Genomic DNA, 23049 nt, shown 5'->3' with positions numbered 1-23049 from the left:
ACTGGATACCATAAGTATCCAACTCAGGAATCGCAGCCGCACCGGAGAATCGATGCCTCACCCCACGCCACCCTCCGTGCTCCGCCGACCCCAGCTGTGGATCGGTACGGGACTCATCGCCGCAGTGGTCTCGATGTTGTTCGCCCTGCTCTACGTGGGCGGCAACGTCAACCCCAGAGGCAACCTGCGCGACCTGCCGGTGGCCCTGGTCAACGCCGACGCCGGCGCCGACGCGGGCGGCCGCCGCGTCACCCTCGGCGAGCAGGTCGTCTCGGGCATCGAGAAGGCCGCCGAAGGCGACAAGAGCATCGACTGGCAGCTCGTCAGCCGGGAGGAGGCGGACAAGCGCCTGGGCAGCGGCAAGGTCTTCGGCGCCCTCGTCATCCCGCGGGACTTCTCCGCCACGGTGACCGCGCTCGCCGCCCCGCAGCCCCCGGCCCAGGGCAAGCCCGCGCCGCCGACGATCACGGTGCTGACCAACCAGGCCGCCGGCAGCATAGGCTCCTCCATGTCCTCCCAGGCCGCCCAGAAGGCGGCCCACGCGGCCTCCGCCCAGATCGGCCAGGAGCTCCTCAAGCAGGCCGCGGCCCAGAAGACCCCGCTGCCGACGGCCGCCCAGCTCAAGCTGGCCGACCCGGTGACGGTGACCGTCGCCGACGGCCACCCCGTCGGCTCCCGCAGCGCCATGGGCCTGAGCGCCTTCTACTACGCCCTCGTCCTGGTCGTCTGCGGCATGCTCGGCGCCAACCTGGTCAACTCCCAGGTCGACACCGCGCTCGGCTACCTGCACACCGACTACGGCCCGGTCCGCAAGCGCGAACCCGTCCAGCACACGAGCCGCGTCCGCACCCTGGCCGTCGGCATGGCCCTCATGCTCGGCATGTCGGTGATCATGGGCACCCTGGTCGAGGTCGCCACCGTCGCCGTCCTCGACATGGACGCCTCCCACCTGGGCCTGCTGTGGCTGTACTCGGTCGCCACCATCGCGGTCGTCGGCATCGGCAGCCTCGCCCTGTTCGCCGCCTTCGGCACCCCCGGCATGCTCCTCGCCACCATCGTCTTCATCGCCATGGCCGTCCCCTCCTCCGGCGCCACCGTGCCCCTCCAGGCACTGCCCGGCTTCTTCCGCGGCCTCGCCGAGTTCGAGCCGCTGCGCCAGGTCACCGAGGGGCTGCGCTCCCTGCTGTTCTACGGGGCCCAGGCCGACGCGGGCCTGACCCGTGCGTGGACCGCGATGGGGATCGCCCTCGTCGCCGCGCTGCTCTTCGGCTTCGCCGTCACCCGCCTCTACGACCGCCGGGGCCTGCACCGCATCCCCCGCCCCGCCGCCGACGGGGCATCCGCCGACGAGACCCCGGAGCCGCCCGCGGCCGCCGAGGCTCCGGCGCCCGCCACGGCCTGAGACGGGCCCGGCCGGCCGCCGAGGGGGCCCTTCAGGGCAACGGGCGGCCGGCCACAGCCGGGATCCTTGGAAAGGCGGGTTCCGCGCGGTACCCCTGACAGGGCGTACGCGCGGAACCCGCCTTTCCGCATCCGTGCCGCCCGGCCGGACCGTCCGGGCGGCACGGCCCGCGCGCCCCGACCGACGGCAGGAGCGCCCCATGACCACAGGCTGGACCCCCCGCCCGCCGGACGCCGGCCACCCGCAGGGCGAACACCTGCCGGAGCTCGACGTCCCGCCGCCGGGCCGGCAACGGCGCTGGACGGTCCTGCTGCGGCTGCTCCTGCTGCTGCCGCAGCTGATCGTCACGGCCCTCCTCGGCATCGCCGCCTTCTTCGTGACCATCGCCGGCTGGTTCGCCGCGCTGGTCCAGGGCCGCCTGCCCGACGGCATCGCCCGCTTCCTCGGCGGGTTCCTGGCGTACGAGACCCGGGTCGCGGCCAGTGCGATGCTGCTGGTGGACCGGTACCCGCCGTTCTCCTTCGAGGCGCCCGGCCATCCGGTCCGGATCGAGCTGCGCCCCGGCCCGCTGAACCGGGCGGCCGTCCTGTTCCGCCTCGTCCTGATGCTCCCCGCGATGATCGTGACCGGCCTGCTGCAGTACGGCTGGGGCGCCGTCTGCTGGGTGTTCTGGCTGATCACCCTCGTGCTGGGGCGCATGCCCGCCGGTGTGTTCTGCGCCGTCGCGGCGGTCGCGCGGTACCGGATGCGCTACCAGGCGTACGCGATGATGCTGACCTCCTCGTACCCCAAGCGCCTGTTCGGCGACGCGCCGACGGGCGCCGCCGCCGTGCCGGAGGCCGGTGCGGGGTCCGGCACCCGCCCGCTGGTCCTGGGTACGCCGGCGAAGGCGCTGGTCGTGCTCTTCCTCGTACTCGGGATCCTCGTCGCGTGCGCCTCCCCGACGGTGCAGGTCCAGGTCAGGGATGACGGCCGGCCGGAAGGCGTGGAAACCGCAGCGATCCGGACAAGCTGAATGACCTCAAGGTGAACGCGTGCCGCTCGACGGCAGGTCAGCGGCCCGCGTTCCGCCGCACACCCCTCTCCTCACCCCCCGTTTCCGACCGGACACGGAGCGCCGCACCCCGCCTGAGCTGCCCGAACGACCATTCGTTATCCGATATTCGAACGCGCTGTCCGTAAATCGGCCGTCGATATGCACTCCACCTTCACATCCGACAGACTCGGCCGCATCGGAGCCCGACAACGTAAGTATTTGTCGCGCTCAACCTTCATATCGAAAGTGAGTCTCGTCGTGCGCTACCGCTTCGCTGCCGTCTCCGCCGCCGCCCTCCTCTGCCTGGCAGGTGCCACCGGCATGGCGGAGGCCAAGCCCACCAGCCTCTACGCCCCGTCCGCGATGGTCTTCTCCGTCGCCCAGGGTGACGACGCCTCCGCCACGGTCCTGCGTGCGGCCACCCTCAGCTGCATGCCGACCGCGCAGGGCACGCACCCCGACCCCAAGGCCGCCTGTACGGCCCTGAACTCCACCGGCGGCACCTTCGACCGGCTGCTCGCCGCCCCCGACGCCGACCGCGCCTGTCCGATGCACTACGCGCCCGTGACCGTCACCGCGGAGGGCGTCTGGCAGGGCAGCCGCGTCGCCTGGAAGCACACCTTCTCCAACGCCTGCGCCATGAACGCGACCCTCAACGGCAACGCGGTCTTCGCGTTCTGACGCCCGCTCCGCCAGGAGGCGCCCCCGGACGGGACGCCCGTCACGGCCTCGGGCCTCCCTGGAGCACCGCCTCGATCTCGCCCGCGACATCGCCCCGCCCGAGCCGCGCGCGGCCGAAGTCCGCCGTGCGCGGCAGGTGCAGGACCAGTTCGTACCCCACGTCGACCCGCACCCGCCCGGAGCGCAGCACGAAGTCGTACGCGTGCCCGCCGCGGGTGCGGCAGCGGGAGAGGAAGTGCAGGTGGTATCCGGCGGCGGCCACCCCCAGCAGGTGGGCGGGGCTGCGGAAGCCGACGACGGTTCCCCGCAGGCCGGTGTGGGTGGAGATGACCTGTCCCGCGACCGCGTCGATCAGCCGGGGGTACGGCCGGTGCTGTTCGGGGAGCATCCGGGTGACCACGTGGTCGAAGTGCCCGTCGACGCGGACGGCGTAGAAGTGGTTGGGGCTCGGCAGCCGGTCGTCGATCAGCGCGCGCAGCCCGGCGGCGTCCACCGGTTCCCGGGTCCGCCAGTCGTGCTCGCCGTGGAAGTAGGTCACCGCCGCGAGCGGCGTACGCGTGGACGGGTCCGCCTCACCGGCGGACCCGTCGGCGCGCAGCCGGTAGCAGCGGCCGTCGAGGACGATCATCTCGCCGTCGAGCCGGTCGAAGGTGCCGATGCCGAAGTCCCCGTGCCGGCGGAGCTCGGCGATGGTGGTCGTGCCCTCGTAGACGCCCTCCAGCATGGCCGTCATGGTCGAGGTCTGGAAGATCCGTCCTCTGGGCCGGGGTGTGCCGGGCGGGTCCGCGTCCGGTGTGGTCATGTCCCCCCTCGAGTCGCGTGGATACGACGGCCCGGCAGTGGCGCGGTGCCCTTCCCCCGCGCCCGCCGGACCCGCGTCGAGCACGCTAGGCAACGCACCCCGCCGTCACAACGGCGCGCACGCGGTCGTACGTGGCGCGAGAGGGTGCGCGGTCCCGGCGCCCGCCGTACGGAGCCCCCGCGCGCCCCCACCGGCCGGTCGAAGCTCTGATGTTGCTCAACCCGGGGTTGAAGCCGCTCCTGTGTGGGGCATCGTGCTCGGACCAGTGCAACGGAGAGGGACGGGAGAGCGCGATGGAAGTGGTGCTGACCATGGCGGTGGTCATCCTCGTGGTGGCCTTCCAGGTGCTGTTCGGGCGCAAGCGCCCCCGTAGGCGCAAGTCCCTGTGGGGCGACGGCGGAGGCGACTCCTGCGGCGGCGGCTCCTCGTCCTGTGGAGGAGGCGGGGGCGGGGGCGACTGACTCCCGCGCGGCGCTCAGCGCGGGGGCGGGTGCGCCGCCAGCCAGTGGCGCGCGATGCGTTCACGGGTGGTGATCCAGGCCCCGCCGCGCCGCGCCGCGTGCCGCAGGAAGCCGTCGAGCGCGCGGATGCGCCCGGGCCGGCCGGTGATCCGGCAGTGCAGGCCGACGCTCATCATGCGCGGCCGGTCGGCACCCTCGGCGTGGAGGGCGTCGAACGTGTCCACGAGGTAGCCGAGCATGTCGTCGGCGGTCGTGAAGCCGTGGACGATCAGGAACTTGAAGTCGTTCGCGTCCAGGCTGTACGGCACCACCAGGTGCGGACGCCCGGCCGCCTCGACGTAGAAGGGCAGGTCGTCGGAGTAGTCGTCCGAGTCGTAGAGGAAACCGCCCTCCTCGGCGACGAGGCGCCGCGTGGCGGGGCTCGTCCGGCCGGTGTACCAGCCGACCGGCCGACGGCCGACGAGCCGCTCGATCGTGGCGGTGCAGCGCGCGATCTCGGCGCGCTCGGTGTCCTCGGGCACGTGGCGGTAGTCGGTCCAGCGCCAGCCGTGGCCCGCCACCTCCCAGCCGGCGCCGCCCATCGCCCGCGCCGCGTCCGGATTGCGTTCGAGCGCCTGCCCCACGGCGTGGACGGTGAGCGGCGCGCCGTGCTGCGCGAGCGTGCGGTGGATGCGCCAGAACCCGGCGCGCGAGCCGTAGGCGAACATCGATTCGACGTTCAGGTCGCGCCCGCCCACCACCGGCGGCGCGCCGACGATCTCGTGGAGGTACCCCTCGGAAGCCGGGTCGCCCTCCAGGACGCTCCGCTCGCCGCCCTCCTCGTAGTTGAGTACGAGGCTGACGGCGACGCGGGCCCCGCCGGGCCAGGCGGCGTGCGGCGGCTCGGCACCGTAGCCGACGAGATCGCGCTGATGCTCCGACACGGGCCGCACCCTACCGCCCGGCCCGGCGGGGGCGCCGGACCGCCTCGGGCCGTGTCCTGCGGATCAGGGCGCGGGGGCGGGCCAGGGGACGTCGGTGGCCACGGCGGCGGTGTAGTCGATGCCCGGGACCGAGAACCCGTACAGGCGCCGGACCTCGTCGCGGAACCAGTCGAGGTCGGCGAGGCCCGCGATGGTGCCGGTCGTGGCGGCCTCCCAGCGCTCGGCGACGGCCGCCTGTACCTCGTCGGTGAGCTCCCAGGTGTCCAGCCGGACCCGGCCCTCGTCGTCCTGGGCGAGCGGGACCGCTCCGGTCAGCTGGTCCCACAGGGCGGCGAGCTGACGGATCGGCGGGACCAGGTCCTCTCCGAGCACGCCGCGCAGCAGGCCGGTGTACAGGGCGATGCCGGGGATGGCGGTGGAGGACTGGGTGACGGCGGCGCCGTTGACGGAGGTCACGGCCCGCCCGCCCACCGTCTTGCCGAGGCGCTCGTCCAGGGTGCGGGCGGTGGCCTCCAGGTGTGCCTTGGCCGCGCCGATGGTGCCCTGCCGGTAGATCGCCGCCGTCAGCGGCGAACCGATGTAGGACAGCGCGGCGGTGGCGAAGCCGTCGGCGAGCAGGCCCCGTCCGGCGAGGTGGTCGATCCAGCGCTCCCAGTCCGCGCCGCCCATCACGGCCACGGTCTGCTCGACGTCGTCTCCCTCGGCCGGTCCGGTCTCGACCTCGCGGACCTCGGGAGCGCCCTGGTCGTCGAAGACGAGGGTCTTGGTGCGGTTCGCCCCGCCGATCGGCTTGAGGACGGAGGCGTACGCGGCACCGGTGTCGGGGTCGGTGCGGCGGGGCGCGGCCACCGAGTACACCAGGTAGTCCAGCCGGCCGCCGAAGCGCCGCTCGATGAGCTCGGCGACCTGGTCCTTCATCGCGTCCGAGAACGCGTCGCCGTTGAGGAAGACCAGGTCCCGCCCGGCCGCGCGGGCGATGCCGGCGGTGGCGGCGGTGCGGTACCAGCCGGCCGTGGCGGTACGCCGCTGCGTGGGGGCCTTCTCGAAGGAGACCGCGATCCCGCGGATTCCGGCGCGCTTGAGCCCGGCGAGGGTGGCGGCGAGGCCGTATCCGGCGGAGGAGCCGATGACCAGCGCCACCGGGCCGTCGCCCTCCGGGGCGTCGGCGGGAGCGGGACACGCCTGCCACATGTCGTCCACCAGCCGCCGGCAGCCCGCCGGATGGGAGTCGAGGAAGAGGAAGCCCCGGTTGCGGGGGGTCAGAACGCGGTCGTTCACGGTGGCAGTCCTTGGGTCGGCCGGGACAAGGACGCGGCGGCCGGCCGGCCACCACGTCCCACGTCCCACGTCCCGCAAGTCTGCGACAGCACCGGTACGGCCCGGAGGCGTGGCGGGGGACAACGATCGCGAGTCGGTCTTGGAGTGTTCCCACCACTGCCCACCACTGCCCGTCCTGCCCGTCCGGCCCGCGAAGACCGGCGCGGGCCGTCCGGGCGGGGCGGCGGCCCCCTACGGCATGGCAACTGTGACCGCGGCGCGCCGTCGCGGATGCTGATGCCGTGAGCGATCCGCGCACCCGAGTGACCCGGAGGCCGCCGGCGCCCGCCGCGGCGGGCGATGACGTACCCGCGCCCGGGGTCATCGGCATCGGCCTCGCCGCGGTGCTGACGTTCGCGCTCGCCCAGGGCTCGTGGCAGTGGTTCGCCACGTTCATCGGGGTGACCCTCCTCGCGGTGATGCTCGCCTTCCAGCGGCGGGCCCGCTGGACGCCGGTCATCCGCTCCGCGTACACGCGCGGCCTCGTCGCGTACGCGCTGGTCGTCGGCCTGTGCGTGGCGATCGCCCTCGCCCCCCTGCTGCAGCGCCGGGCCTGGCTGCTCCCGATGCCGGGCACGCGCGGGCAGTGCGGGCTGGTGGGCAGGTACGAGGCCCTGAAGGCGCGGGCCGCGCTGGGGGACCTCGCCGGCCGCGACGCGGCGGCCCTGGCCTTCGCCCAGGACACGGCGGCCCGCAAGGCCGTCGCCGAGTGCCTGGCGGCCACCACCACCCTGTGGCTGCCCCTGTACGGGGTGGTGGCGGCGGTGCTGGTGGGGGCGGCCGTATGGTTCCGCGACCGGACCGCGGCCCTCGCCCGCCGGGACACCCCCTAGCCAGGGGGTGTCCCCGCGACTCCGCTCCCCGTGGTGCCGGCGCAGGCCCGTACAGTTCTGCCCGGCAACGCTCTTGGGAACGGGGTGGGTTGGTGGAACCGCTGGGACCCGGTGATCCGCTCGGCATCGGGGGATACCGCCTGCTGGCGCGGCTCGGGGAGGGCGGCATGGGCGAGGTGTTCCTGGCCCGGACCGCGTCCGGCCGGGCGCTCGCCCTGAAGACCGTGCACCGGGACCTGGGCCGGGAGCCGGGCTTCGCCGAGCGGTTCGACCGGGAGATCCGCACCAACGACCGGGTGCGGTCCCCCTGGACGGTCTCCGTGGTCGACTTCAGTCCGGAGGGCTCGTCGCCGCAGTGGCTGGCGACCGAGTACGTCCCCGCGCCCTCGCTCGGCGACTGGGTGCGCCGGCACGGGCCGCTGCCCGAGCCGGCCGTGCTGGCCCTGGCCCGGGAACTGTCCGCCGCGCTGGTCTGCGTACGCACGGCGGGCGTGGTGCACCGCGACATCAAGCCCGCCAACGTGCTGCTGGGCCCGGAGCGGCCGTTCCTCATCGACTTCGGCATCGCCCGCGCCGTCCGCGACCCGCGCCGCACGCGGACGGGCGCGGTCATCGGAACCCCCGGCTACCTCGCGCCGGAACAGGCCACCGGCGCCACGGCCGCACATCCCGCGGACGTCTTCTCCCTCGCCGCCGTCCTCGTGTACGCGGCCACGGGCCGGGGCCCCTTCCTCGACCACGGCGAGGAGGCGAGCCTCCCGGCCCTCCTGTACCGCATCGTCCACGACGACCCCCTCCTCGACGGGGTGCCGCGGCCGCTCCTCCCGCTCCTGCGGGACTGCCTGGCCAAGGATCCGGACCGGCGCCCCGCCGCCGAGGAGGTACGCGCCCGCCTCGGGCCCGCCGAAGAGGACGGCTGGCCCGCCGCGGCCCCGTCGGTCCTGCTGGCCGACACCGCCCGCCGCGAGGCGGAACTGCGGCCGCTGCTCGGAGAACCACCGACGGCCGCCCCGGTCCCGCCGCCGGTGTCGCCGCCGGCGGCCCCTGAGGCCCCCGCGGGCCGCCGCAGGCTGCCGGCCGGAGTGGCCGCAGCGGCCGGCGCCGCCGTCCTCGCCGCCGCCGTACTGCTGACCCGGCTCCCCGGCGGGGAGGGTACGGACGGCAGGGGGGCGGGCAAGCCGTCCCCGTCTCCGTCTCCTTCGGGCACCGTCTCGCCGCCGTCCCCGTCCGCCCTGCCCGCGGCATGGGTCGGCACCTGGACCGGCCTCGGCCCCGGCACCCCGGACGCGGACGGCATCACCCACGCCCGCACCCGGGACTTCGCCGTCACGGTCACCTTCCAGGCCGGAGCGGTCGGAGAGCTCACGGGCCGCCAGGTCAGTGACGTCCGGGAGATCTCCAGCGGCCGGAACCTGGGCTGCACGGAGGCCCTGGAGCTGCGCCGACTCCGCGCCGACACCGCGTACCTGGCGGCCGTGACCAGCCGCCCCACCGACCGCGCGGCCACCTTCGACTGCCCCAAGGGCAACCTCTACGTGGTCCGGATGACGGCACCCGACACCCTGGCCATCGAACTGGAAGGAGCCCAGTCCGCCGGCGCTCCCGCGACGCTCACGCGCGCTCCCTAAGGGGTCCGTGCCGGGGCGAGCCGCGTGAGGACGAGCAGGGTGTCGACGAGGTCCTCGGCCGGGGCGCCGGTGGCCAGGCGGCGCAGCTGCTGGCCGAAGACCAGGGCGACGGCCGCGCCCGCCAGCCGCTCGGGATCCGGCACGCCGAGGTGGCCGAGCACCCGCGCGGCCAGCAGGTCGTAGGCGGCGAAGCACTCGGCGGCGGAGGCGCGCAGCCGTTCGTCGCGGCCGGCCTGGACGTACAGCTCGAACGGCGCGATGTGCCGGCTGTCGAACGCGTTGCCGCCCGCGACCCCCGCCACCACCTCCGCCGCCTGCCCGATGTCGAAGCGCTCGTCCGTGCACGCGTCGGCGAGCTCCGTGAAGTGCCGGGTCTCCTCCGCCACGAAGTGCAGCAGGCTCTCGCGCAGCAGCTCGTGCTGGGTGGCGAAGTGGTAGGTGACGGAGCCGAGTGAGACCCCGGCCTCCCTGGCGATACGCCGGTTGGTGACGGCGGTGATCCCGTCCTGCCCGATGATCCGCAGCACGGCGTCGATGATGCTCTGGCGGGTTTTGGAAGCATGGGGCATGCCGGCATTCTGCCCCATCGGCCGCGTCGGGCCACTGTCCTTGCGGGGGGCGGGAGTTGGAGCTGTCCGGGGTGTGGACAAGGGGCGTGGCGATCCCTACTGTTCGTTCGAACGAACAGTCCGGGGGAACACCGTACGGGAGTCGTCGTGGAGATGTCCGGATCGAACGTCCTGCTCACCGGGGCCACCGGAGGCATCGGGTCCGCCCTGGCGGCGCGCCTGACCGCCCAGGGGGCCCGCCTCACCGTCACCGGACGCCGGGAGGGAGCCCTCAAGGACACCGCCGATGCCTGCGGCGCCCGCACCGTGGTCGCCGATCTCGCCGTACGCCCGGACGTGGTCCGGCTCGCGGAGACCTGTGCCGGGACGGACGTCCTCGTCGCGAACGCCGCCCTGCCGGCCAGCGGCGACCTGCTGGACTACACCGAGGAGCAGCTCGACCGCGCCCTCGACGTCAACCTGCGCGCGCCGGTCCTGCTCTCCCGGCTGCTCGCGGCGGGCATGGCGGAGCGCGGCCGCGGTCACATCGTGCTGGTCGGCTCCATCTCCGGGAAGGCCGCGACGAGGTCGACCTCCCTGTACAACGCGACGAAGTTCGGGCTGCGCGGCTTCGCCCTCGCCCTGCGCCAGGAACTCAGGGGCACGGGGGTGGGGGTGTCCCTCGTGCAGCCGGGCTTCGTCCGCGACGCCGGCATGTTCGCCGCGACGGGTGCCGCCCCGCCGAGCGGCATCAGGACCGTGACGCCGGGACAGGTCGCCGACGGCGTCGTAAGAGCCGTCCGCCGCGACCTCTGCGAGGTCAACGTGGCGCCGCTGGAGCTGCGGCTGCTCAGCGCCGTGGCCGGCCAGTTCCCCGGTTTCGCCGAGCGGATCCAGGCCCGGGCCGGCCTCGACGGCTCGGTGCGGCGGATCGTCGAGGCGCAGCGCTCGCACCGGTAGCCGCGGGTGTTCCCGCCCGCGCTGATTCGTTTCGCCCCGCTGCTCGTTCAATTGGCCCGACTGTAGCGGGCGGTGCCGGTCCAGATGCGTTCCAGCCGTACGCGGGTGCCGGGTTTGGGGGCGTGCCAGATCTTGTCGTGGCCGGCGTAGATGCCGACGTGGCCCATGGTTCCCCCTTTGGGGAAGAAGACCAGATCGCCGGGTGCGCGCTGCGTGTGCGGAATGTGGAGGGTGCTCTCGTACTGGGCATCCGCGGTGCGGGGAAGGGCCCGGCCGGCCTTCCTGAAGGCGTAGAGAGTGAGGCCCGAGCAGTCGAATTCATTGGGCCCGGTGGCGCCGTAGACGTAAGGTGCGCCTTTCTTGGACGCGGCGATGGCCACGGCCTTTATCCCGTACAGGGAAGCGGCCTGGGCCGGGCGGGCGGGGATGAACAGGGCGGCGGCCACGGAGACGGAGAGGAGCAGGGCCGGGCAGCGATGCCTCTTCACGCGTTTTTCTGTTCTGGGCAATCGTGATACCTCCGCATTCAGATACAGGAACAAACCGTGATGGTGACTGTTCTCGGTGACTGCGTAACGGCTCCCGACGACCGCCCATTTTGCACGAAGTATCCGCTATTGCACGTTCGGACACGGCGCGATTCTTTTTCGGGTCGGGCAAATCGGCCCGAGATGATATGCCTGGATGTCCTGCGGTCGGTAACGCGGGCGCCCGGCCGGGCGGTTCCGTCGATACCCGCCCCGGACCGGCCGTGCACGGCCGGTCAGCCGAGGAAGGACAGCCGCACGGTACGCCGGGGGTTGTCCTTGTTGGTGTCCACCAGGACGACCGACTGCCAGGTGCCCAGGGCGAGTTGGCCGCCGACGACCGGCAGTGTGGCGTGCGGCGGCACGAACGCCGGGAGCACGTGGTCGCGGCCGTGGCCGGGGGAGCCGTGGCGGTGGCGCCAGCGGTCGTCGGCGGGCAGCAGCGAGGCCAGGGCGTCGAGCAGGTCGTCGTCGCTGCCCGCACCCGTCTCGATGACCGCGAGCCCGGCCGTCGCGTGCGGGGTGAACACGTTGAGGAGCCCGTCGCACCCCCGGGCCGCCTCGCGCAGGAAGCCGGCGCAGGCCGCGGTGAGATCGTGGACGGTCTCCGAGGAGCCGGTGGTGACGTCGATGGTCCGTGTCGTGAAGGTCATCCCGCCATCCTCGGGCAGACGCCCGGCGACACGGCGGACGGGCCGTGGGCCGGACGGGCTACTTCCCCGCGTGCGGGCCGGTGCGGGCTCTGATACTGGCCGCGTGGGCGCGCCGGGCCACGGGGCGCCATGACGAGGGAGTGCCGACGTGAACTCACCGGTGCCCGGGGAATCCGGCTGCGAACTGATGAGGCGCCTCGCGAAGGACCTGAGGAAGAGCATCGAGAAGACCGAGAAGCAGGCGGCGGAGGTCGCGGACAGGATCGCCGGCCTGGAGGCGCAGTCCCATCCGGACGAGCAGCAGATCACTGCCCTCAAGCAGACGCTCGGAGTGCTGGAGGCGAAGCTGGAGGAGGAGCGCCGGGCCCTGTCGGACCTGGAGTCGGTGATCAGCGAGAACTGCTGAGGGGTCGTCCCCTCGGCGGCGGTCCGGCGTCGGCACGCGCGGCCCGGACCGCCTGCCCGGGGCCGGTCGCGGAAGCGGTCGGGAACGGAGAAGCACCACGCACCCGGCCGGAACCGGCGTGATGGACATGAACCCCAGTGAACGCATCACCCTCGGCGTGGCCGGCCCCGTCGCCGCCGGCCGCTTCTACGAGCGCTTCCACAGCGGGCAGGGTCTGGCCGCGTCACGGAACGTCCCCGGAATCCATGTGGAGTTCGCGGCGGGCGAGGGCTCCGCGAAGCTCGCGCCGTACGAGCGAGGGGCCCTCGCCAAGGACGCCGGAGTCACCCCAGAGGGCACCGGGTCCCGCCGCCTCACGACCGTCGCGGCCGCGGCCCCCTTCACCGGCCCGGACGGCTTCGCCTGGGAGACCGCCTGAGCGCGGCGGCCCACCCGCCGGCCGCCCGCCCCCGCCGGCCGACAGGAACTCCCGGAACACCTGCGCGGAACGCGGGTTCTTCCCGCACTGCCACACGCCGTGCGGGCAGTAGTCGGTGATGCTGTGGTACAGCGGCTTGTGGTCGGCGATCCAGGCCAGCATGTCCCGCATGTAGTCGGCGTTGTCGCCGTTGCGGAACAGCCCCCACTCCGGGTACGAGATCCGCTTGCCGTGCTCCCTCGCGAAGTCGACGTGCTGCTGCAGGCCGTACGGCTGGGTGACCTGCTCCTCGAAGCTCTCTCCGGGCGGCTGGTCGTACGAGTCCATGCCGACGATGTCGACCACGTCGTCCCCGGGATAGCACTTCGTCCAACCGATCGCGTCCCTGCCCCTGTTGGGGGCGAAGTCGAAGCGGAACCGCTGCCCCTGCACCGAGCGCATCGAGGACACGATGTTGCGCCAGTACTGCTTCCAGCTCTCCGGATCGGGCTTGCACCGGTGGGTGTAGTTGAACCCGTTCATCTCCCAGCCGAGCACGATCACCGTGTCCGGCAGCCCCAGGGAGACCAGGCGCCCGGCCAGCCGCCGGAAGTGGTGGTCGTACGCGCCCTCCGCACCGGCGCGCAGCAGCTCGGCGACCCGGGCGTCGGGGACGTCGGCCTCGTTCTGGTTCAGCATGGGCACGTTGAGGACGAACAGCCGGTCCGGCCGCTCCTTGCGCCACCGCGCCCAGGCGTGCAGGGAATCGGGTGCTCCCTCGATGTTCGCCCAGGTGTCGCCGGGCAGGTAGGTGTGCCCGGCGCGCAGGTCGGTCCCGCCGAGCCAGTGCGAGAGCCCCCGCATCCGGTCGACGCCGGGTGAGCCGTAGTGGAGGTAGGCGCCCACCGCGACTCCCTTCCCGGACCCGCCCCCGAAGGCCCCGTGCGGCGCCGGGGCCGGGGCACCCCCGGTGGCGAGCAGCAGGACTGCGGCCGTACTGGCGCAGGCGCGGGCCATCCAGCGGCCTCTACGGGACATGGTGTCTCCACAAGGTCTGCGAAAGGGTCTGCCAAAAGGTCTGCGAACGGTGTGCCTTGCCAGCGACGTTAGGCATCCCACCCGGACAACGGCCTGTCCGGTGTCCCGATCCTGGACCATTCGCGGTAGCGGACCGCCGCCGCTTGGCCCGACCAGGTGACGGCCGGAGCGTCCGCAGGTCCGCCCGCCCGGCCGCTCCGATAATCACTGGGGCGGGAACCGCGGCATCGGGCACAATGCCCGCGATGATCTCCACTGCCGACGAGCTGCTCGCCGCCCTCGACCCCCTGCCGCACGCCGCCCGGCTCCGGTACACCGCGATCACCGCCCGCCGGCTCGGCGCCCGGGACGCACTACGGCCCCTGCTCACCGCCCTGGACGCGCGCGGCCCGTACGAGCGCCGGCTCGCCGCGCTGGCCGCCCTCACCGCCGGGGACCTCGGGCACCTGGAGGCCCGGCTGGCCGACCCGGACCCGGTGGTCCGCCGGTACGCGCTGCGCGGTGCCCGGCGACTGCCCGTCCGGGACCGGGCCGTCGAGGCCGCGTACGACGACGCGCCCGCCGTGGTCCGCGCCGACCTGGCACGGCTCCTGCGCGACGGCCGCCGGCCCGCACTCGCCGAGCGGCTGGTGCCGCGGGTGCGCACCGAGTACGGCGACCGGGACGCGGCCCGCCTGCTGCCCGGCTGCTCGGCGGAGTTCACCGCGCGGCTGCTGCCCGAACTCGCCGGGGCGCTCGCGTTCGAGGACTGGAGCACCCTGGCCCTGCGCCATCCCGTCGCCGTCGTCGACCACGCGGAACGGGAACTCCGGGACCTGCCCGAGCGGTTCCGCGACCGCTGGTGGCAGCAGCACGGCACCGGGATGGCCGCCGCACTGCCCGCCGCGCCGGGCAGGGTGCTGGACCTGCTGGAGCAGTGCGGCCCGTACACCCTGCCCGGGCCGGTGCACGAGCGGCTGGGCGACCTCGTCGCGGTGGACGCCGAGCGCGTCGTGCGCTGGCTCGCCGACCCCGCGGCACACGTGCGGTGGGAACGGACCCCCGGCCCGGCCGTCATGCGGCGGCTGGTCGCGGCGGACCCGCCGTCCCTGCCCCGGCTCGGGGACCGGTGGCTGCAGCGGCCCGCCTTCGAGGTCCTGCTGCGCTCGATGCCGCCCGCGCGGCGTCCCGGCTTCCTCGACGAGGTCGTCGCCGCGGGCAGAGGCGGCCGCGGGCCCCTGCCGCCGCCCCAGGGCGCGCTGGCCCTGCTGCCGGCCGCCGAGCGGCACGCCCGGGCCCGCGCCGCGGCCGAGGCACTCCGCGCCGACCGCGACACGCTCCGGGACCTGTTCGGGCAGCTGTCGCTGCTGCCGCCCGCCGAAGCCCGGCCCGAACTGCTGGCCGCCCTCACCACCAGTGACCCCGACGGGCGCGGGGCGATCTGGGACGGGCTGGCCGTCAACGCCGGCCGGACCCGTGATCCCCGGGAGGTCGCGGAGGTCCTCGCGCTGGCCGCCGGCCGGCTGGCCAACGAGCGCGACCCCGTGCGCGGGGAAGCCCTGGCGGCGTTCGCCGGCCTGCCGGACCCGCTCCTCGTGGCGGCCCTCGCGAGCGCCGGGTCCGCCGGGGCGCGTACCGGGGCGGAGTCCCTGGAACGGCTGTGCCTGGACGCCCTGCGCGCCCGCGACTGCTCGCCCCGCACCCGAGGCACGATCCGGAACCTGGCCGTGACCCTGCTCGCCGCCGGCGCGGACCCGGCCGCCCTCGCGACCGCCGTACGCATCGTCGAAGCGCTGGCCGCCCACACCGGCACCGTCGACCTCGGCCGCCCGGGCGGTTCCCTGCCCGGCCCCGGGCTGCCCGCCGTCCTCGAAGCGCTCGGCCCCTGGCTGGACCGGGCCGCCGCCCGCGGGGACGTGGCGCCCCTGCTCGCCCTGGCCGCCTCCTGCGGACGCCACGGGCACCGGATCCCCGCACTGCAGGACCGCCTCGGGCAGGCCCTGCGAAGCTGCCGGGACGCGGCCTTCGGCGAGGTCGCCGCGGCCTGGCTGGCCGACCCCGCGACCCGTGGCGACCGCGTCGCCGAACTGCTGGCGCGGGAGCCCTCGGCGGCCTTCCTGCCCCCGGTGCTCGCCGTGCTCGCCGCGGAGCGCACCGACCTGCTGGACCGCGCGCTGCCCGGGGAACCGCCCCCGGGCGGCCGCTTCCCGGCGGCCGGCACGCCCAGGCCGCTGCCCCCCTTCCGGTACGCCGACCGGTGGCTGCCCCGGCAGCAGCGGGCCGCGGCCCGGCTGGCGGCGGCCGCCGTCGCCGACCCCGGCCGGTGCCTCGACGAACGCGCCGCGCTGCTGCGTGCGGTGGCTCCGGTGCCGGAGCACGGGCGGGCCCTGCTCCAGCGGTACGCCGCCGCCCCGGCGGCCGGGTCCGAGCCCGTCCTGACGGCGGCCGCGCTGGACGCGGCCGCCCACACGGACGACCCGGCCCCGGCCCTCGCCGCCCTGCTCGACCACGCCGGCGACGACCGGGCCTCCGCCGCCTGGTCCGCGGCCGGCCGGGCCGCCGCACACGCCCGCCCCAGCCGGGTCGCGGCCCTGGTCCGTGACGTCCTGACCCGGGAGAGCGGGGTGAAGGTCACCGTCCGCAAGGAGGCCGCCCGGCTCGCCGTACGCCACCTGCCCCCGGCCGCCGCCACCGCGCTCCTGGCCGCCGTGGGCCGCAGCCCGGGCCTCCACCCGGACGTGCGCGCCACCGTCGTCGGGGTCGCCCCGGCCCTGCTGCCGGCCGAGGAGATGTGGGCCCTGCTGGAGTCGGCGGCCACCGACGGGCCGGATGCCGTCCGGCGCGCGCTCCTGGACGTGGAACCGGCGGATCTGGCCCCGGCCCACCGGTCCCGGTACGGGGAGCTCGTCGCCCGGCTGCCCTTCGTCGCGGGGGAAGAAGCCGCGGGACAAGCGCTGTTCGCCCTCCGGGACTGGGCGCGGTACACCCCCGCGGCCGGCACGGTCCTGGCGGACGTCTACGCCGACCCCGCCCAGCGCCGGGGCCTCTGGCAGGCGAGCCACGGCCTCACCGAGCTGGCCCGGTCCGGGCTGCCGCACCCGATCGGCGGAGTGGAGCCGGGCAGCCTGCTGCTCGGCGTCGTGGAGCGGCTGCTGGCGCTGATCGCGGCCGGCGAACCGGAGGGCGGCGGGCCCGGCGGTGACCTGCCGGCCCGCCGCCGTCTGGAATCCCTCGTCGAGGGCTCCGTCCGGGACCGCCGGATGTGCGCGGCACTGGCCCGCCGGCTGGCGGGCGAACCGGCGGTGACCGGTGCCCGCACGGTCCTGCTCGTACGCGCGGTCGACCTGGAGGCGGACGGGCCCGAACTGCTGCTCTCGCTCCGCGAGCTGACCGAGGCGGTGGACGGCCGGCCCGTCCTTGCGGTCCGGGTGGCCGAGGACCTGGAGAACGCCCACCGGTACGGCGCCACGCTCGCCGACCCCGCCGCCGCCCTCGCCGCGGTCGCCGCCCTGGGCAGTGGCGGCGGCCTGGTCGAAGGCCTCCTCGCCGTCGGCCTCGCCACGGCCCTCGGCGCCCGCCAGAACTGGTCCGGCCCCTGCCGCGCAGCCGTCCTCGCCCTGCGCCGCCACCCCGAACCGGAGGTCCGCGAGGCCGCGTACGCCACGGATCTGGGCGGGAACTGACCCCGGGCGGCGGAGCCGCCCCCGCCGCCCGGTGGATCAGGCCGCGCCCGGAGCCGGCCCCGCCAGGCCGTGGAGCAGCAGGGCGGTGAGGGCGTCGACGATCTCCTCGTCGGTGGCCTGCGGGCCGCCCTCCCCGGCGGTGACGACGGCGTAGCCGAGCATCGAGACCATCGCCCCCATGGCCGCGGCGACGACCGCCGGGTCGCCCGGCAGCCGGTGGCCGCGCCGGGCCAGCCACTCCAGGTGTTCGCGGAGGATGCCCGTCTCCCCGGCGAGGGCCGCCCAGGCGCGCCCCTCACCGGGCGGGCCGGCGAAGTTCGTCTGCATCAGCGCCACGACCACCGGCAGGTGATCGCGGATCACCCCCCAGGTGACGGCCAGGTGCGCGCGCAGCTCCTCGCGGTCGGTCAGATCGTGGTCGGCCGGATGGCCGGCCGCGGCGATCTCCGTGTCCGCCTGCGTGTTCAGGTCCTTCAGAAGGGCCTGGAGCAGGGCGTTCTTGTCCGCGAAGTGGGCGTAGAAGGAGCCCGTGGCGCGTCCCGCCTCGCGGGTGATGTCGGTGATCTTCGTGTCGAGATAGCCGCGGTCGGCGAACAGCCGCCGTGCCGCGGCCTTGAGTGCCGCCTCGGTCTCGGCGGCCTTCTCCTTGCGTACGCCCATGGGGCGGAACTCCTTGTCGCGCTTGACGTGCCACTGACCCTCCATCATAGTGAACCCCACTTCGGTGAATAGAGATTCACTGAATGCTGATTCAGGAGGATCGTATGCGTGTCATCGTGATCGGCGGGGGAGTCGCGGGAGCGGCGAGTGCGATCGCGCTGCGGCGGATCGGAGCCGAGGTGACGGTGTACGAGGCGTACGCCGAACCGGCGGGCCGGGTGGGCTCCTTCCTGAGCCTGGCCTCCAACGGACTGCGCGTGCTGCACGCCCTCGGCGTCCTGGAGCGGGTGCGGCAGGCCGGGACGGACGTGCCGCGCCAGCGCATGTGGTCGGGCTCGGGGAAACTGCTGGGCGACGTGGCGCGGGGCCGCCTCGGCGGCGACGAACTGCACAGCGTGACCCTGATGCGCGGCGCACTCGTCGAGGCCCTGCGCGCGGAGGCCCTCGCGGCGGGAGCCGAAGTGGTCACCGGCGAGCGCCTGGTGGACGCCGTCACCACCGAGGAGGGCGTACGGGCGGTCTTCGCGAGCGGCCACGAGGCGCGGGCGTCACTGCTGGTCGGCGCGGACGGCATCCGGTCGGCCACCCGCTCGCTGCTCGCCCCCGACGCGCCCGTCCCCGCGTACGCCGGCCTCTACAGCATCTCGGGCACCGCCGACGGCGTCGGCACCGAACCAGGCGTCTTCAACATGACCTTCGCCCGCAACGGCGCCTTCATCCACCTCGCCGCCCCCGACGGCCGGCTCTGGTGGTCGGCCCAGGTCGCGTCCCCCGCACCGCCGGACCTCGGCCTGACCGGCGAGGAGTGGCTGCGCCGCCTGGCCGGGCTCTACGGACACGAACGGGTGCCGTCCGAGATCCTCGGGGCCACCACCGAACTGCACCGCCCCACGCTGATGCACACGCTCGGCGCGGTCCCGGTGCGCCACGGCGACCGGATCGTGCTGATCGGCGACGCGGCGCACCCCGTCGGCGCTGGCCAGGGCGCATCGATGGCCCTGGAGGACGCGCTGGTCCTGGCCCGGTCACTGGCCGCGGAGCCCTCGGTCGCGGCGGCCCTCGCGGCGTACGACACCGCCCGGTCCGCGCGCGTCGCCAGGATGGTCAAGGCGGCCGGCGGCAACCGCGACGCCAAGACGGCGGGCCCGGTCGCGAGGCGGATGCGCGACCTGGTCATGCCGATGGGGATCCGCCTCTTCTACGAGAGGGCCACGGCCTGGCTCTACACCCACGACTGCGGTGAACTGCCGGCCGTTCCCCGCCCTCCGCGGCCGACGGAGGACGGGGAACGCCGCCGGCACCCGGTCAGGCCCGGCGCGAGCCGCGGAGCACGCGGCTGACGACGGACGCGGCCGTCTCCGGGTCCCGCGCGAACCAGGCGCCCAGCTCTTCCCGCACGGCCTCCGCGACGCAGCCGCGCACCGCGGCATTGCCGAGCACGCCGTGCGAGACGCCCAGGAACTCGGGCTGGTCCAGCTTCACCGAGACGACCGCGACCAGCCCCTCCCGGACACTGCCGTCGCCGGATCCGGGAGCCGGCGCCGGCCCGAGCCCCCGTTCGCGCGCGAACGCGTCCACCGCGGCCGCCAGACCGTCGCGCAGACCTTCGGCGTGCGTACCGCCGTGCGGGGTGGGGAAGCTGTTGGCGAAGCCCAGGACGCTCTCGCCGGGGGAGTAGTGCCACCGCAGGGCCACCTCCACCGTCCCGCCCATCGCCGGGACTTCCCGCTCGAAGCCGAAGACCTCCGAGTGGACGGGCGCCCCTGCCCGTCCCCCGAGGAAGGCGACGAAGTCCCGGGCCCCGCCCGGGAACCGGAACCGCTCGGAGCGCGGCCCGCCCGCGGGGCGCCGGTCGGTCAGCGAGACGTCGAGGCCGCGGTTCAGGAAGGCCAGCTCCCTGAAGCGGTCCGCCAGTACGTCGAACGAGTACTCGGCCGTGCCGAAGACCTCGGCGTCGGGCCGGAAGGTGACCACGGTGCCCGTGCCGGCCGCGGGCCCCGCCGGAGCCGGCGGGGTGACCTCCTCGCCGCGCTCGTACTCCCGCAGCCGGCGGACACCGTCGCTCCGCAGCTCCGTGGTCAGGCGGCTCGACAGCGCGTTGGTGACACAGAGGCCGCTTCCGGCCAGGCTCAAGGCCACGACGTGCCGGCCGGCGGACCGGCGCCCGGCGGGCAACCGGGTCAGCAGCGCCTCGGCCGCTTCGACGGGCAGCCCCGGGCCGTCGTCGGCGACCTGCACGGAGCCCTCGGCGGTGAGGGTGACGTCCACGGCTCCGGCGCGGCCGGCCAGGACCTCGTTCACCGCCCGGTCCGCGACCTCGAAGACCAGCTGGTGCAGCCCGCGTTCGCCGCTCGACCCGATGAACATGCCGGGTCGCATCCGGATGGCTTCCAGCCCCTCCAGCACCTGGATGTGGGAGGCGTCGTACTCGATGCGGTCCTTGCTCATGAAGTCCCCCTTCGCTGGTGTCCAGCAGACCTCCACAGCCTAGGCGTGATCTCGTAGAACACCAGGTCAGGGCCGGTTTCCCGAAGCGCCGGCCGGTCGGCTGGGGGCCCCGCGCGAGCCCGGCCGGGCAACCGGTCGCGGGCCCGGCCGGCGGGCCCCCGGGACCCCCGCCGAAGGCCCCCGGGACCTCTTTCCCGGCGGCCCGCAGGTCCCCGATTCCGGCCCGTCGCAGGGACCTCAGACCATGAGCAGCAGGCGCGTCTGCGGTACCAGCTTCCGGTTGACGCTGGTGCTCTGCACGAAGATCGTGAAGTCGTCGTTGTGGTCGGGCTTGACGCGGACTTCCGCGTCGGGCAGGCCGAGCAGGGCGCGGGCCTCCGGTCCCGTGTAGACCCGGTCCGTCTTCTTTTCCAGTACCGCTATCTGCTTTCGCGCCTGGACCTTTTCCGACTTGCTCAGCTGGTAGAACGCGCAACCGGTGCGGTAGGCGTATCCGCTCTCGACGACCCATTCCCGGATGGCCGTGTCGCGGGCCACCGGAATGAGCTTGTACTGCGACGGATCCGCGGGGGTGAGGCCGGCCGCCTCGATGGCCTTCTTGTTGACGGCTTCACCACCCGTGGAGAAAACCGTCCGTGATCCGCGGATTCCCTTCGTGCGGCCCACCATGAACTTCTCGGTGGCCTCCTGGATGACCTGCCCGGCGTCTTCCAGCCCCTGAGTGCTGGTGGCGTCCCAGATGGCGATGTTGTCCTTCGGGAAGCCGCACTGCATGGCCTCGCGCTTGCCCATCTGGTCCGGCACCAGGACGGCCAGCGTCCAGTTGTCGTCCTGCGTCTCGATCATCGTGCCCACGGCCCGTACCAGGTCACCGGGGTTGCGGCCGGGGGCGCCCGGGCAGCGGTGACTCGCGTTCTCCTGACCGTCGGTCAGCACGAAGGTCAGGAAGCTGTGGTCGCCGTAGAGCTGGGCCGTCTGCGCCAGCTCCCGCTGCGACTGCAGCGTGGCCGCCAGCAGTGCCGTCATTCCGCCGACCCGGTACAGCTGCTTCAGGGACGGCATTCGCAGCACGTCCTTGTCGTAGATGACGCACTCGACCTTGTTCGAGAAGACGTACACCGTGACACGGGTTTCCTGGTCCAGTTCCTTCGAACGGCGCGCCAGGTATTCGATCTGCTGATCGGCGACGTCAACGACCTTCTGACTCAGGTGCGACATGGACGAACTCGCGTCCAGCACGAGGGCAACGTGATTGATGTAGTTCTGGATTCCGGACATGGCCGCTCCCCCTGTTTCCGACTTGATGCTCCGATCCTCGCACCCGCCACTGACAATCGGCCCCGGACCGGTACGTCAGCGGTCCTTCAGGAGCGCGCAGGCGAAGTCCTCCTGGACCGTGCGGAGCCGGGCGAGCAGGGCGGGCTTGTTGCCCTTGCTGGTCTGGGTGTTGACGGAGAACGTGAGGGAGCGCGTGCCGTCAGGGGTGGCGGCGGCGAGCTGGGTGTAGCCGGGGAAGTTGCCGGTGTGGCCGTACAGCACGCCGCAGCGGGTGGTGTACCGGAAGACCGCGAGCCCGGCGGCGTTGGTGCCGGGGCCGGCGGGCTCGGAGGCGTCCCCGGGGCGGAACGCGAGCTGCTCCTCGCGGGTCTTCTGCGACAGCAGGGCGGGACCGCCGTACGCGCGGATGAAGGCGCCCAGTTCCCGGGGCGTGGAGACGATGCCTCCTGAGGCCCAGACACCCGAGGCGCCGATGGCCTCGCTGACGTCCTCGGGTGCGGCGGGCGGGGAGACGTCGTAGCCGTGCAGGAACGGGCGCGGCAGGCGGTAGCCCAGGGGCAGGCTGGTCCGGCGCAGCCCGAGGGGACGGTACACGAGGTCCTCGAGGAGGTCCTCGTAGCGGCGGCCGGTGGCGGCCTCCGCCATGAGGGCGACGGCGATGTTGTCGGAGTTGGAGTACTCGTACAGGGAGCCCGGACGGAAGAGCAGCGTCTCGTCCGCGACGAAGCCGAGGAGGGTGCGCGGGTCGAAGACGTGGCGGGGGTCGGCCTGGAGGATCCGCAGGAACCCGGGGGCGGCCGAGAAGTCGGGCAGGCCGCTGGTGTGCTGGAGGAGCTGACGCAGGGTCACCGCGTGCCAGGCCTCGGGCTGGGCGGGCAGCAGGTCGCCGATGGTGTCGTCGAGGGAGAGCGCTCCCTGGTCGACGAGCCGGAGCGCGACGGCCCCGCTGAACGCCTTCGCGATGCTGGCGATGCGCATGTGGTCGTCGAGGTGCGGCGGGCGGCCGGTGGCGAGGTTCCCGACACCGGCGGTGTACACCTGCGTCCGGTCGCCCCTGGTGAGCACGGCGATCACCCCGGGCGGACCGTCGTCCTGGGCGACGAGCCGGTCGAGCTGCCGCTGGAGGCGCTCGTCCCGGTGCGGCCCGGGCGGCGCACCGGCCGCCTGCGCGGGCGGGAGGAGCGCGCCGAGCGCGGCGGCGGCGAGGGCCGCGGCGGACAGACCGGCGCGGAAACGGCGTACGGAGGCGCGGGTGGGCACGGATCTCTCCCGGTGTGCGGTGGGGGTCACACCACTAAGGCGTGTCTGATAATTGATCTTGTGGCAGGTCGAGGTGAGTTGACGGACGCGGCGTGGGAGCGAATAGAGCCCTTGTTGCCGCAGGTGGAC

General features: G+C 74.2%; 21 protein-coding genes. 10 read left to right on the top strand and 11 right to left on the bottom strand.

Going from position 1 to position 23049, the window contains the following annotated elements:
* Positions 1 to 52: 52 nt before the first annotated feature.
* The 3 genes from ACZ7IF_RS00105 (at position 53) to ACZ7IF_RS00095 (ending at position 3119) form a co-directional block, all read left to right on the top strand.
* Positions 53 to 1402 carry a YhgE/Pip domain-containing protein gene (locus ACZ7IF_RS00105; RefSeq protein ID WP_470960759.1) on the top strand — a complete coding sequence of 450 codons (1350 nt, stop codon included), beginning with the start codon at positions 53 to 55 and terminating at the stop codon, positions 1400 to 1402.
* Positions 1403 to 1601: 199 nt separating this feature from the next.
* Positions 1602 to 2417 carry a DUF4389 domain-containing protein gene (locus ACZ7IF_RS00100; protein ID WP_470960757.1) on the top strand — a complete coding sequence of 272 codons (816 nt, stop codon included), beginning with the start codon at positions 1602 to 1604 and terminating at the stop codon, positions 2415 to 2417.
* A gap of 342 nt (positions 2418 to 2759) precedes the next feature.
* Positions 2760 to 3119: a subtilase-type protease inhibitor gene (locus tag ACZ7IF_RS00095; RefSeq protein WP_470962236.1), complete on the top strand. Its 360-nt coding sequence runs from the start codon at positions 2760 to 2762 to the stop codon at positions 3117 to 3119.
* Positions 3120 to 3159: 40 nt separating this feature from the next.
* Here ACZ7IF_RS00095 and budA read toward each other — a convergent pair whose 3' ends face one another.
* Positions 3160 to 3921, bottom strand: a complete 762-nt coding sequence (gene budA / locus ACZ7IF_RS00090) for an acetolactate decarboxylase (protein ID WP_470960755.1) — start codon at positions 3919 to 3921, stop codon at positions 3160 to 3162.
* Between the two features lie 293 nt (positions 3922 to 4214).
* Here budA and ACZ7IF_RS00085 point away from each other — a divergent pair, with 293 nt between their 5' ends.
* Positions 4215 to 4382 carry a hypothetical protein gene (locus tag ACZ7IF_RS00085; RefSeq protein WP_470960753.1) on the top strand — a complete coding sequence of 56 codons (168 nt, stop codon included), beginning with the start codon at positions 4215 to 4217 and terminating at the stop codon, positions 4380 to 4382.
* 14 nt (positions 4383 to 4396) lie between these two features.
* Here the strand turns inward: ACZ7IF_RS00085 and puuE are convergent, their stop codons facing one another.
* Positions 4397 to 5305, bottom strand: coding sequence for an allantoinase PuuE (puuE, locus tag ACZ7IF_RS00080; protein ID WP_470960751.1), 909 nt, complete (start codon positions 5303 to 5305; stop codon positions 4397 to 4399).
* 63 nt (positions 5306 to 5368) lie between these two features.
* On the bottom strand, positions 5369 to 6583 hold the full coding sequence (gene fabV, locus ACZ7IF_RS00075; protein ID WP_470960749.1) for an enoyl-[acyl-carrier-protein] reductase FabV: 1215 nt from the start codon (positions 6581 to 6583) through the stop codon (positions 5369 to 5371).
* Between the two features lie 281 nt (positions 6584 to 6864).
* Here fabV and ACZ7IF_RS00070 point away from each other — a divergent pair, with 281 nt between their 5' ends.
* Positions 6865 to 7455, top strand: a complete 591-nt coding sequence (locus ACZ7IF_RS00070; protein ID WP_470960747.1) for a hypothetical protein — start codon at positions 6865 to 6867, stop codon at positions 7453 to 7455.
* Between the two features lie 92 nt (positions 7456 to 7547).
* Positions 7548 to 9083: a serine/threonine-protein kinase gene (locus ACZ7IF_RS00065; protein ID WP_470960745.1), complete on the top strand. Its 1536-nt coding sequence runs from the start codon at positions 7548 to 7550 to the stop codon at positions 9081 to 9083.
* Here the strand turns inward: ACZ7IF_RS00065 and ACZ7IF_RS00060 are convergent.
* Positions 9080 to 9652 carry a TetR/AcrR family transcriptional regulator gene (locus ACZ7IF_RS00060; protein WP_470960743.1) on the bottom strand — a complete coding sequence of 191 codons (573 nt, stop codon included), beginning with the start codon at positions 9650 to 9652 and terminating at the stop codon, positions 9080 to 9082. The genes ACZ7IF_RS00065 and ACZ7IF_RS00060 overlap by 4 nt on opposite strands.
* A 153-nt stretch (positions 9653 to 9805) precedes the next feature.
* Here ACZ7IF_RS00060 and ACZ7IF_RS00055 point away from each other — a divergent pair, with 153 nt between their 5' ends.
* The gene (locus ACZ7IF_RS00055; protein WP_470960742.1) at positions 9806 to 10591 is read left to right on the top strand and encodes an SDR family NAD(P)-dependent oxidoreductase; all 786 of its coding nucleotides are present in this window, start codon (positions 9806 to 9808) and stop codon (positions 10589 to 10591) included.
* Positions 10592 to 10638: 47 nt separating this feature from the next.
* On the opposite strand, the gene ACZ7IF_RS00050 is transcribed toward ACZ7IF_RS00055, so the two are convergent.
* Both ACZ7IF_RS00050 and ACZ7IF_RS00045 read right to left on the bottom strand, forming a co-directional pair.
* Entirely contained in the window at positions 10639 to 11079 is a 441-nt protein-coding gene (locus ACZ7IF_RS00050; RefSeq protein WP_470960740.1) for a C40 family peptidase, read from the bottom strand.
* A gap of 275 nt (positions 11080 to 11354) precedes the next feature.
* Complete coding sequence (locus ACZ7IF_RS00045; protein WP_470960738.1) at positions 11355 to 11771, bottom strand: YjbQ family protein; 417 nt, start codon at positions 11769 to 11771, stop codon at positions 11355 to 11357.
* A gap of 148 nt (positions 11772 to 11919) precedes the next feature.
* Between ACZ7IF_RS00045 and ACZ7IF_RS00040 the strand changes: the two genes are divergently transcribed.
* Positions 11920 to 12177 (top strand): hypothetical protein, encoded by a 258-nt coding sequence (locus ACZ7IF_RS00040; RefSeq protein ID WP_470960736.1) that lies wholly within the window; start codon positions 11920 to 11922, stop codon positions 12175 to 12177.
* 223 nt (positions 12178 to 12400) lie between these two features.
* Here the strand turns inward: ACZ7IF_RS00040 and ACZ7IF_RS00035 are convergent, their stop codons facing one another.
* The gene (locus ACZ7IF_RS00035; RefSeq protein WP_470960734.1) at positions 12401 to 13612 is read right to left on the bottom strand and encodes a glycoside hydrolase family 26 protein; all 1212 of its coding nucleotides are present in this window, start codon (positions 13610 to 13612) and stop codon (positions 12401 to 12403) included.
* A gap of 245 nt (positions 13613 to 13857) precedes the next feature.
* Between ACZ7IF_RS00035 and ACZ7IF_RS00030 the strand changes: the two genes are divergently transcribed.
* Positions 13858 to 17274 (top strand): hypothetical protein, encoded by a 3417-nt coding sequence (locus tag ACZ7IF_RS00030; RefSeq protein ID WP_470960732.1) that lies wholly within the window; start codon positions 13858 to 13860, stop codon positions 17272 to 17274.
* A gap of 36 nt (positions 17275 to 17310) precedes the next feature.
* Here the strand turns inward: ACZ7IF_RS00030 and ACZ7IF_RS00025 are convergent, their stop codons facing one another.
* Positions 17311 to 17982 carry a TetR/AcrR family transcriptional regulator gene (locus ACZ7IF_RS00025; protein ID WP_470960730.1) on the bottom strand — a complete coding sequence of 224 codons (672 nt, stop codon included), beginning with the start codon at positions 17980 to 17982 and terminating at the stop codon, positions 17311 to 17313.
* Between the two features lie 56 nt (positions 17983 to 18038).
* Between ACZ7IF_RS00025 and ACZ7IF_RS00020 the strand changes: the two genes are divergently transcribed.
* Positions 18039 to 19274: an FAD-dependent monooxygenase gene (locus tag ACZ7IF_RS00020; RefSeq protein WP_470960728.1), complete on the top strand. Its 1236-nt coding sequence runs from the start codon at positions 18039 to 18041 to the stop codon at positions 19272 to 19274.
* On the opposite strand, the gene ACZ7IF_RS00015 is transcribed toward ACZ7IF_RS00020, so the two are convergent.
* From ACZ7IF_RS00015 to ACZ7IF_RS00005, 3 genes are all read right to left on the bottom strand, one after another.
* The gene (locus tag ACZ7IF_RS00015) at positions 19240 to 20382 is read right to left on the bottom strand and encodes an ATP-binding protein (RefSeq protein ID WP_470960726.1); all 1143 of its coding nucleotides are present in this window, start codon (positions 20380 to 20382) and stop codon (positions 19240 to 19242) included. The genes ACZ7IF_RS00020 and ACZ7IF_RS00015 overlap by 35 nt on opposite strands.
* Before the next feature lie 237 nt (positions 20383 to 20619).
* Positions 20620 to 21660, bottom strand: a complete 1041-nt coding sequence (locus ACZ7IF_RS00010) for a vWA domain-containing protein (RefSeq protein ID WP_470960724.1) — start codon at positions 21658 to 21660, stop codon at positions 20620 to 20622.
* 75 nt (positions 21661 to 21735) lie between these two features.
* Positions 21736 to 22920: a serine hydrolase domain-containing protein gene (locus ACZ7IF_RS00005; RefSeq protein WP_470960722.1), complete on the bottom strand. Its 1185-nt coding sequence runs from the start codon at positions 22918 to 22920 to the stop codon at positions 21736 to 21738.
* Between the last annotated feature and the right edge of the window lie 129 nt (positions 22921 to 23049).

Source organism: Streptomyces sp. NPDC037421 (assembly GCF_055602105.1).
The sequence above is the reverse complement of the archived record's forward strand: the minus strand, read 5'-3'. Positions and strand labels throughout refer to the sequence as shown.

What these genes read in the sequence shown, in the direction of transcription:
- ACZ7IF_RS00010 (WP_470960724.1), bottom strand. Translation starts at nt 21,660, where the DNA reads ATGTCCGGAATCCAGAACTACATCAATCACGTTGCCCTCGTGCTGGAC.
- ACZ7IF_RS00045 (WP_470960738.1), bottom strand. Translation starts at nt 11,771, where the DNA reads ATGACCTTCACGACACGGACCATCGACGTCACCACCGGCTCCTCGGAG.
- budA (WP_470960755.1), bottom strand. Translation starts at nt 3,921, where the DNA reads ATGACCACACCGGACGCGGACCCGCCCGGCACACCCCGGCCCAGAGGA.
- ACZ7IF_RS00030 (WP_470960732.1), top strand. Translation starts at nt 13,858, where the DNA reads ATGATCTCCACTGCCGACGAGCTGCTCGCCGCCCTCGACCCCCTGCCG.
- ACZ7IF_RS00015 (WP_470960726.1), bottom strand. Translation starts at nt 20,382, where the DNA reads ATGAGCAAGGACCGCATCGAGTACGACGCCTCCCACATCCAGGTGCTG.
- ACZ7IF_RS00105 (WP_470960759.1), top strand. Translation starts at nt 53, where the DNA reads ATGCCTCACCCCACGCCACCCTCCGTGCTCCGCCGACCCCAGCTGTGG.
- ACZ7IF_RS00055 (WP_470960742.1), top strand. Translation starts at nt 9,806, where the DNA reads ATGTCCGGATCGAACGTCCTGCTCACCGGGGCCACCGGAGGCATCGGG.
- ACZ7IF_RS00085 (WP_470960753.1), top strand. Translation starts at nt 4,215, where the DNA reads ATGGAAGTGGTGCTGACCATGGCGGTGGTCATCCTCGTGGTGGCCTTC.
- ACZ7IF_RS00035 (WP_470960734.1), bottom strand. Translation starts at nt 13,612, where the DNA reads ATGTCCCGTAGAGGCCGCTGGATGGCCCGCGCCTGCGCCAGTACGGCC.
- ACZ7IF_RS00025 (WP_470960730.1), bottom strand. Translation starts at nt 17,982, where the DNA reads ATGATGGAGGGTCAGTGGCACGTCAAGCGCGACAAGGAGTTCCGCCCC.
- ACZ7IF_RS00020 (WP_470960728.1), top strand. Translation starts at nt 18,039, where the DNA reads ATGCGTGTCATCGTGATCGGCGGGGGAGTCGCGGGAGCGGCGAGTGCG.
- ACZ7IF_RS00100 (WP_470960757.1), top strand. Translation starts at nt 1,602, where the DNA reads ATGACCACAGGCTGGACCCCCCGCCCGCCGGACGCCGGCCACCCGCAG.
- ACZ7IF_RS00060 (WP_470960743.1), bottom strand. Translation starts at nt 9,652, where the DNA reads ATGCCCCATGCTTCCAAAACCCGCCAGAGCATCATCGACGCCGTGCTG.
- ACZ7IF_RS00095 (WP_470962236.1), top strand. Translation starts at nt 2,760, where the DNA reads ATGGCGGAGGCCAAGCCCACCAGCCTCTACGCCCCGTCCGCGATGGTC.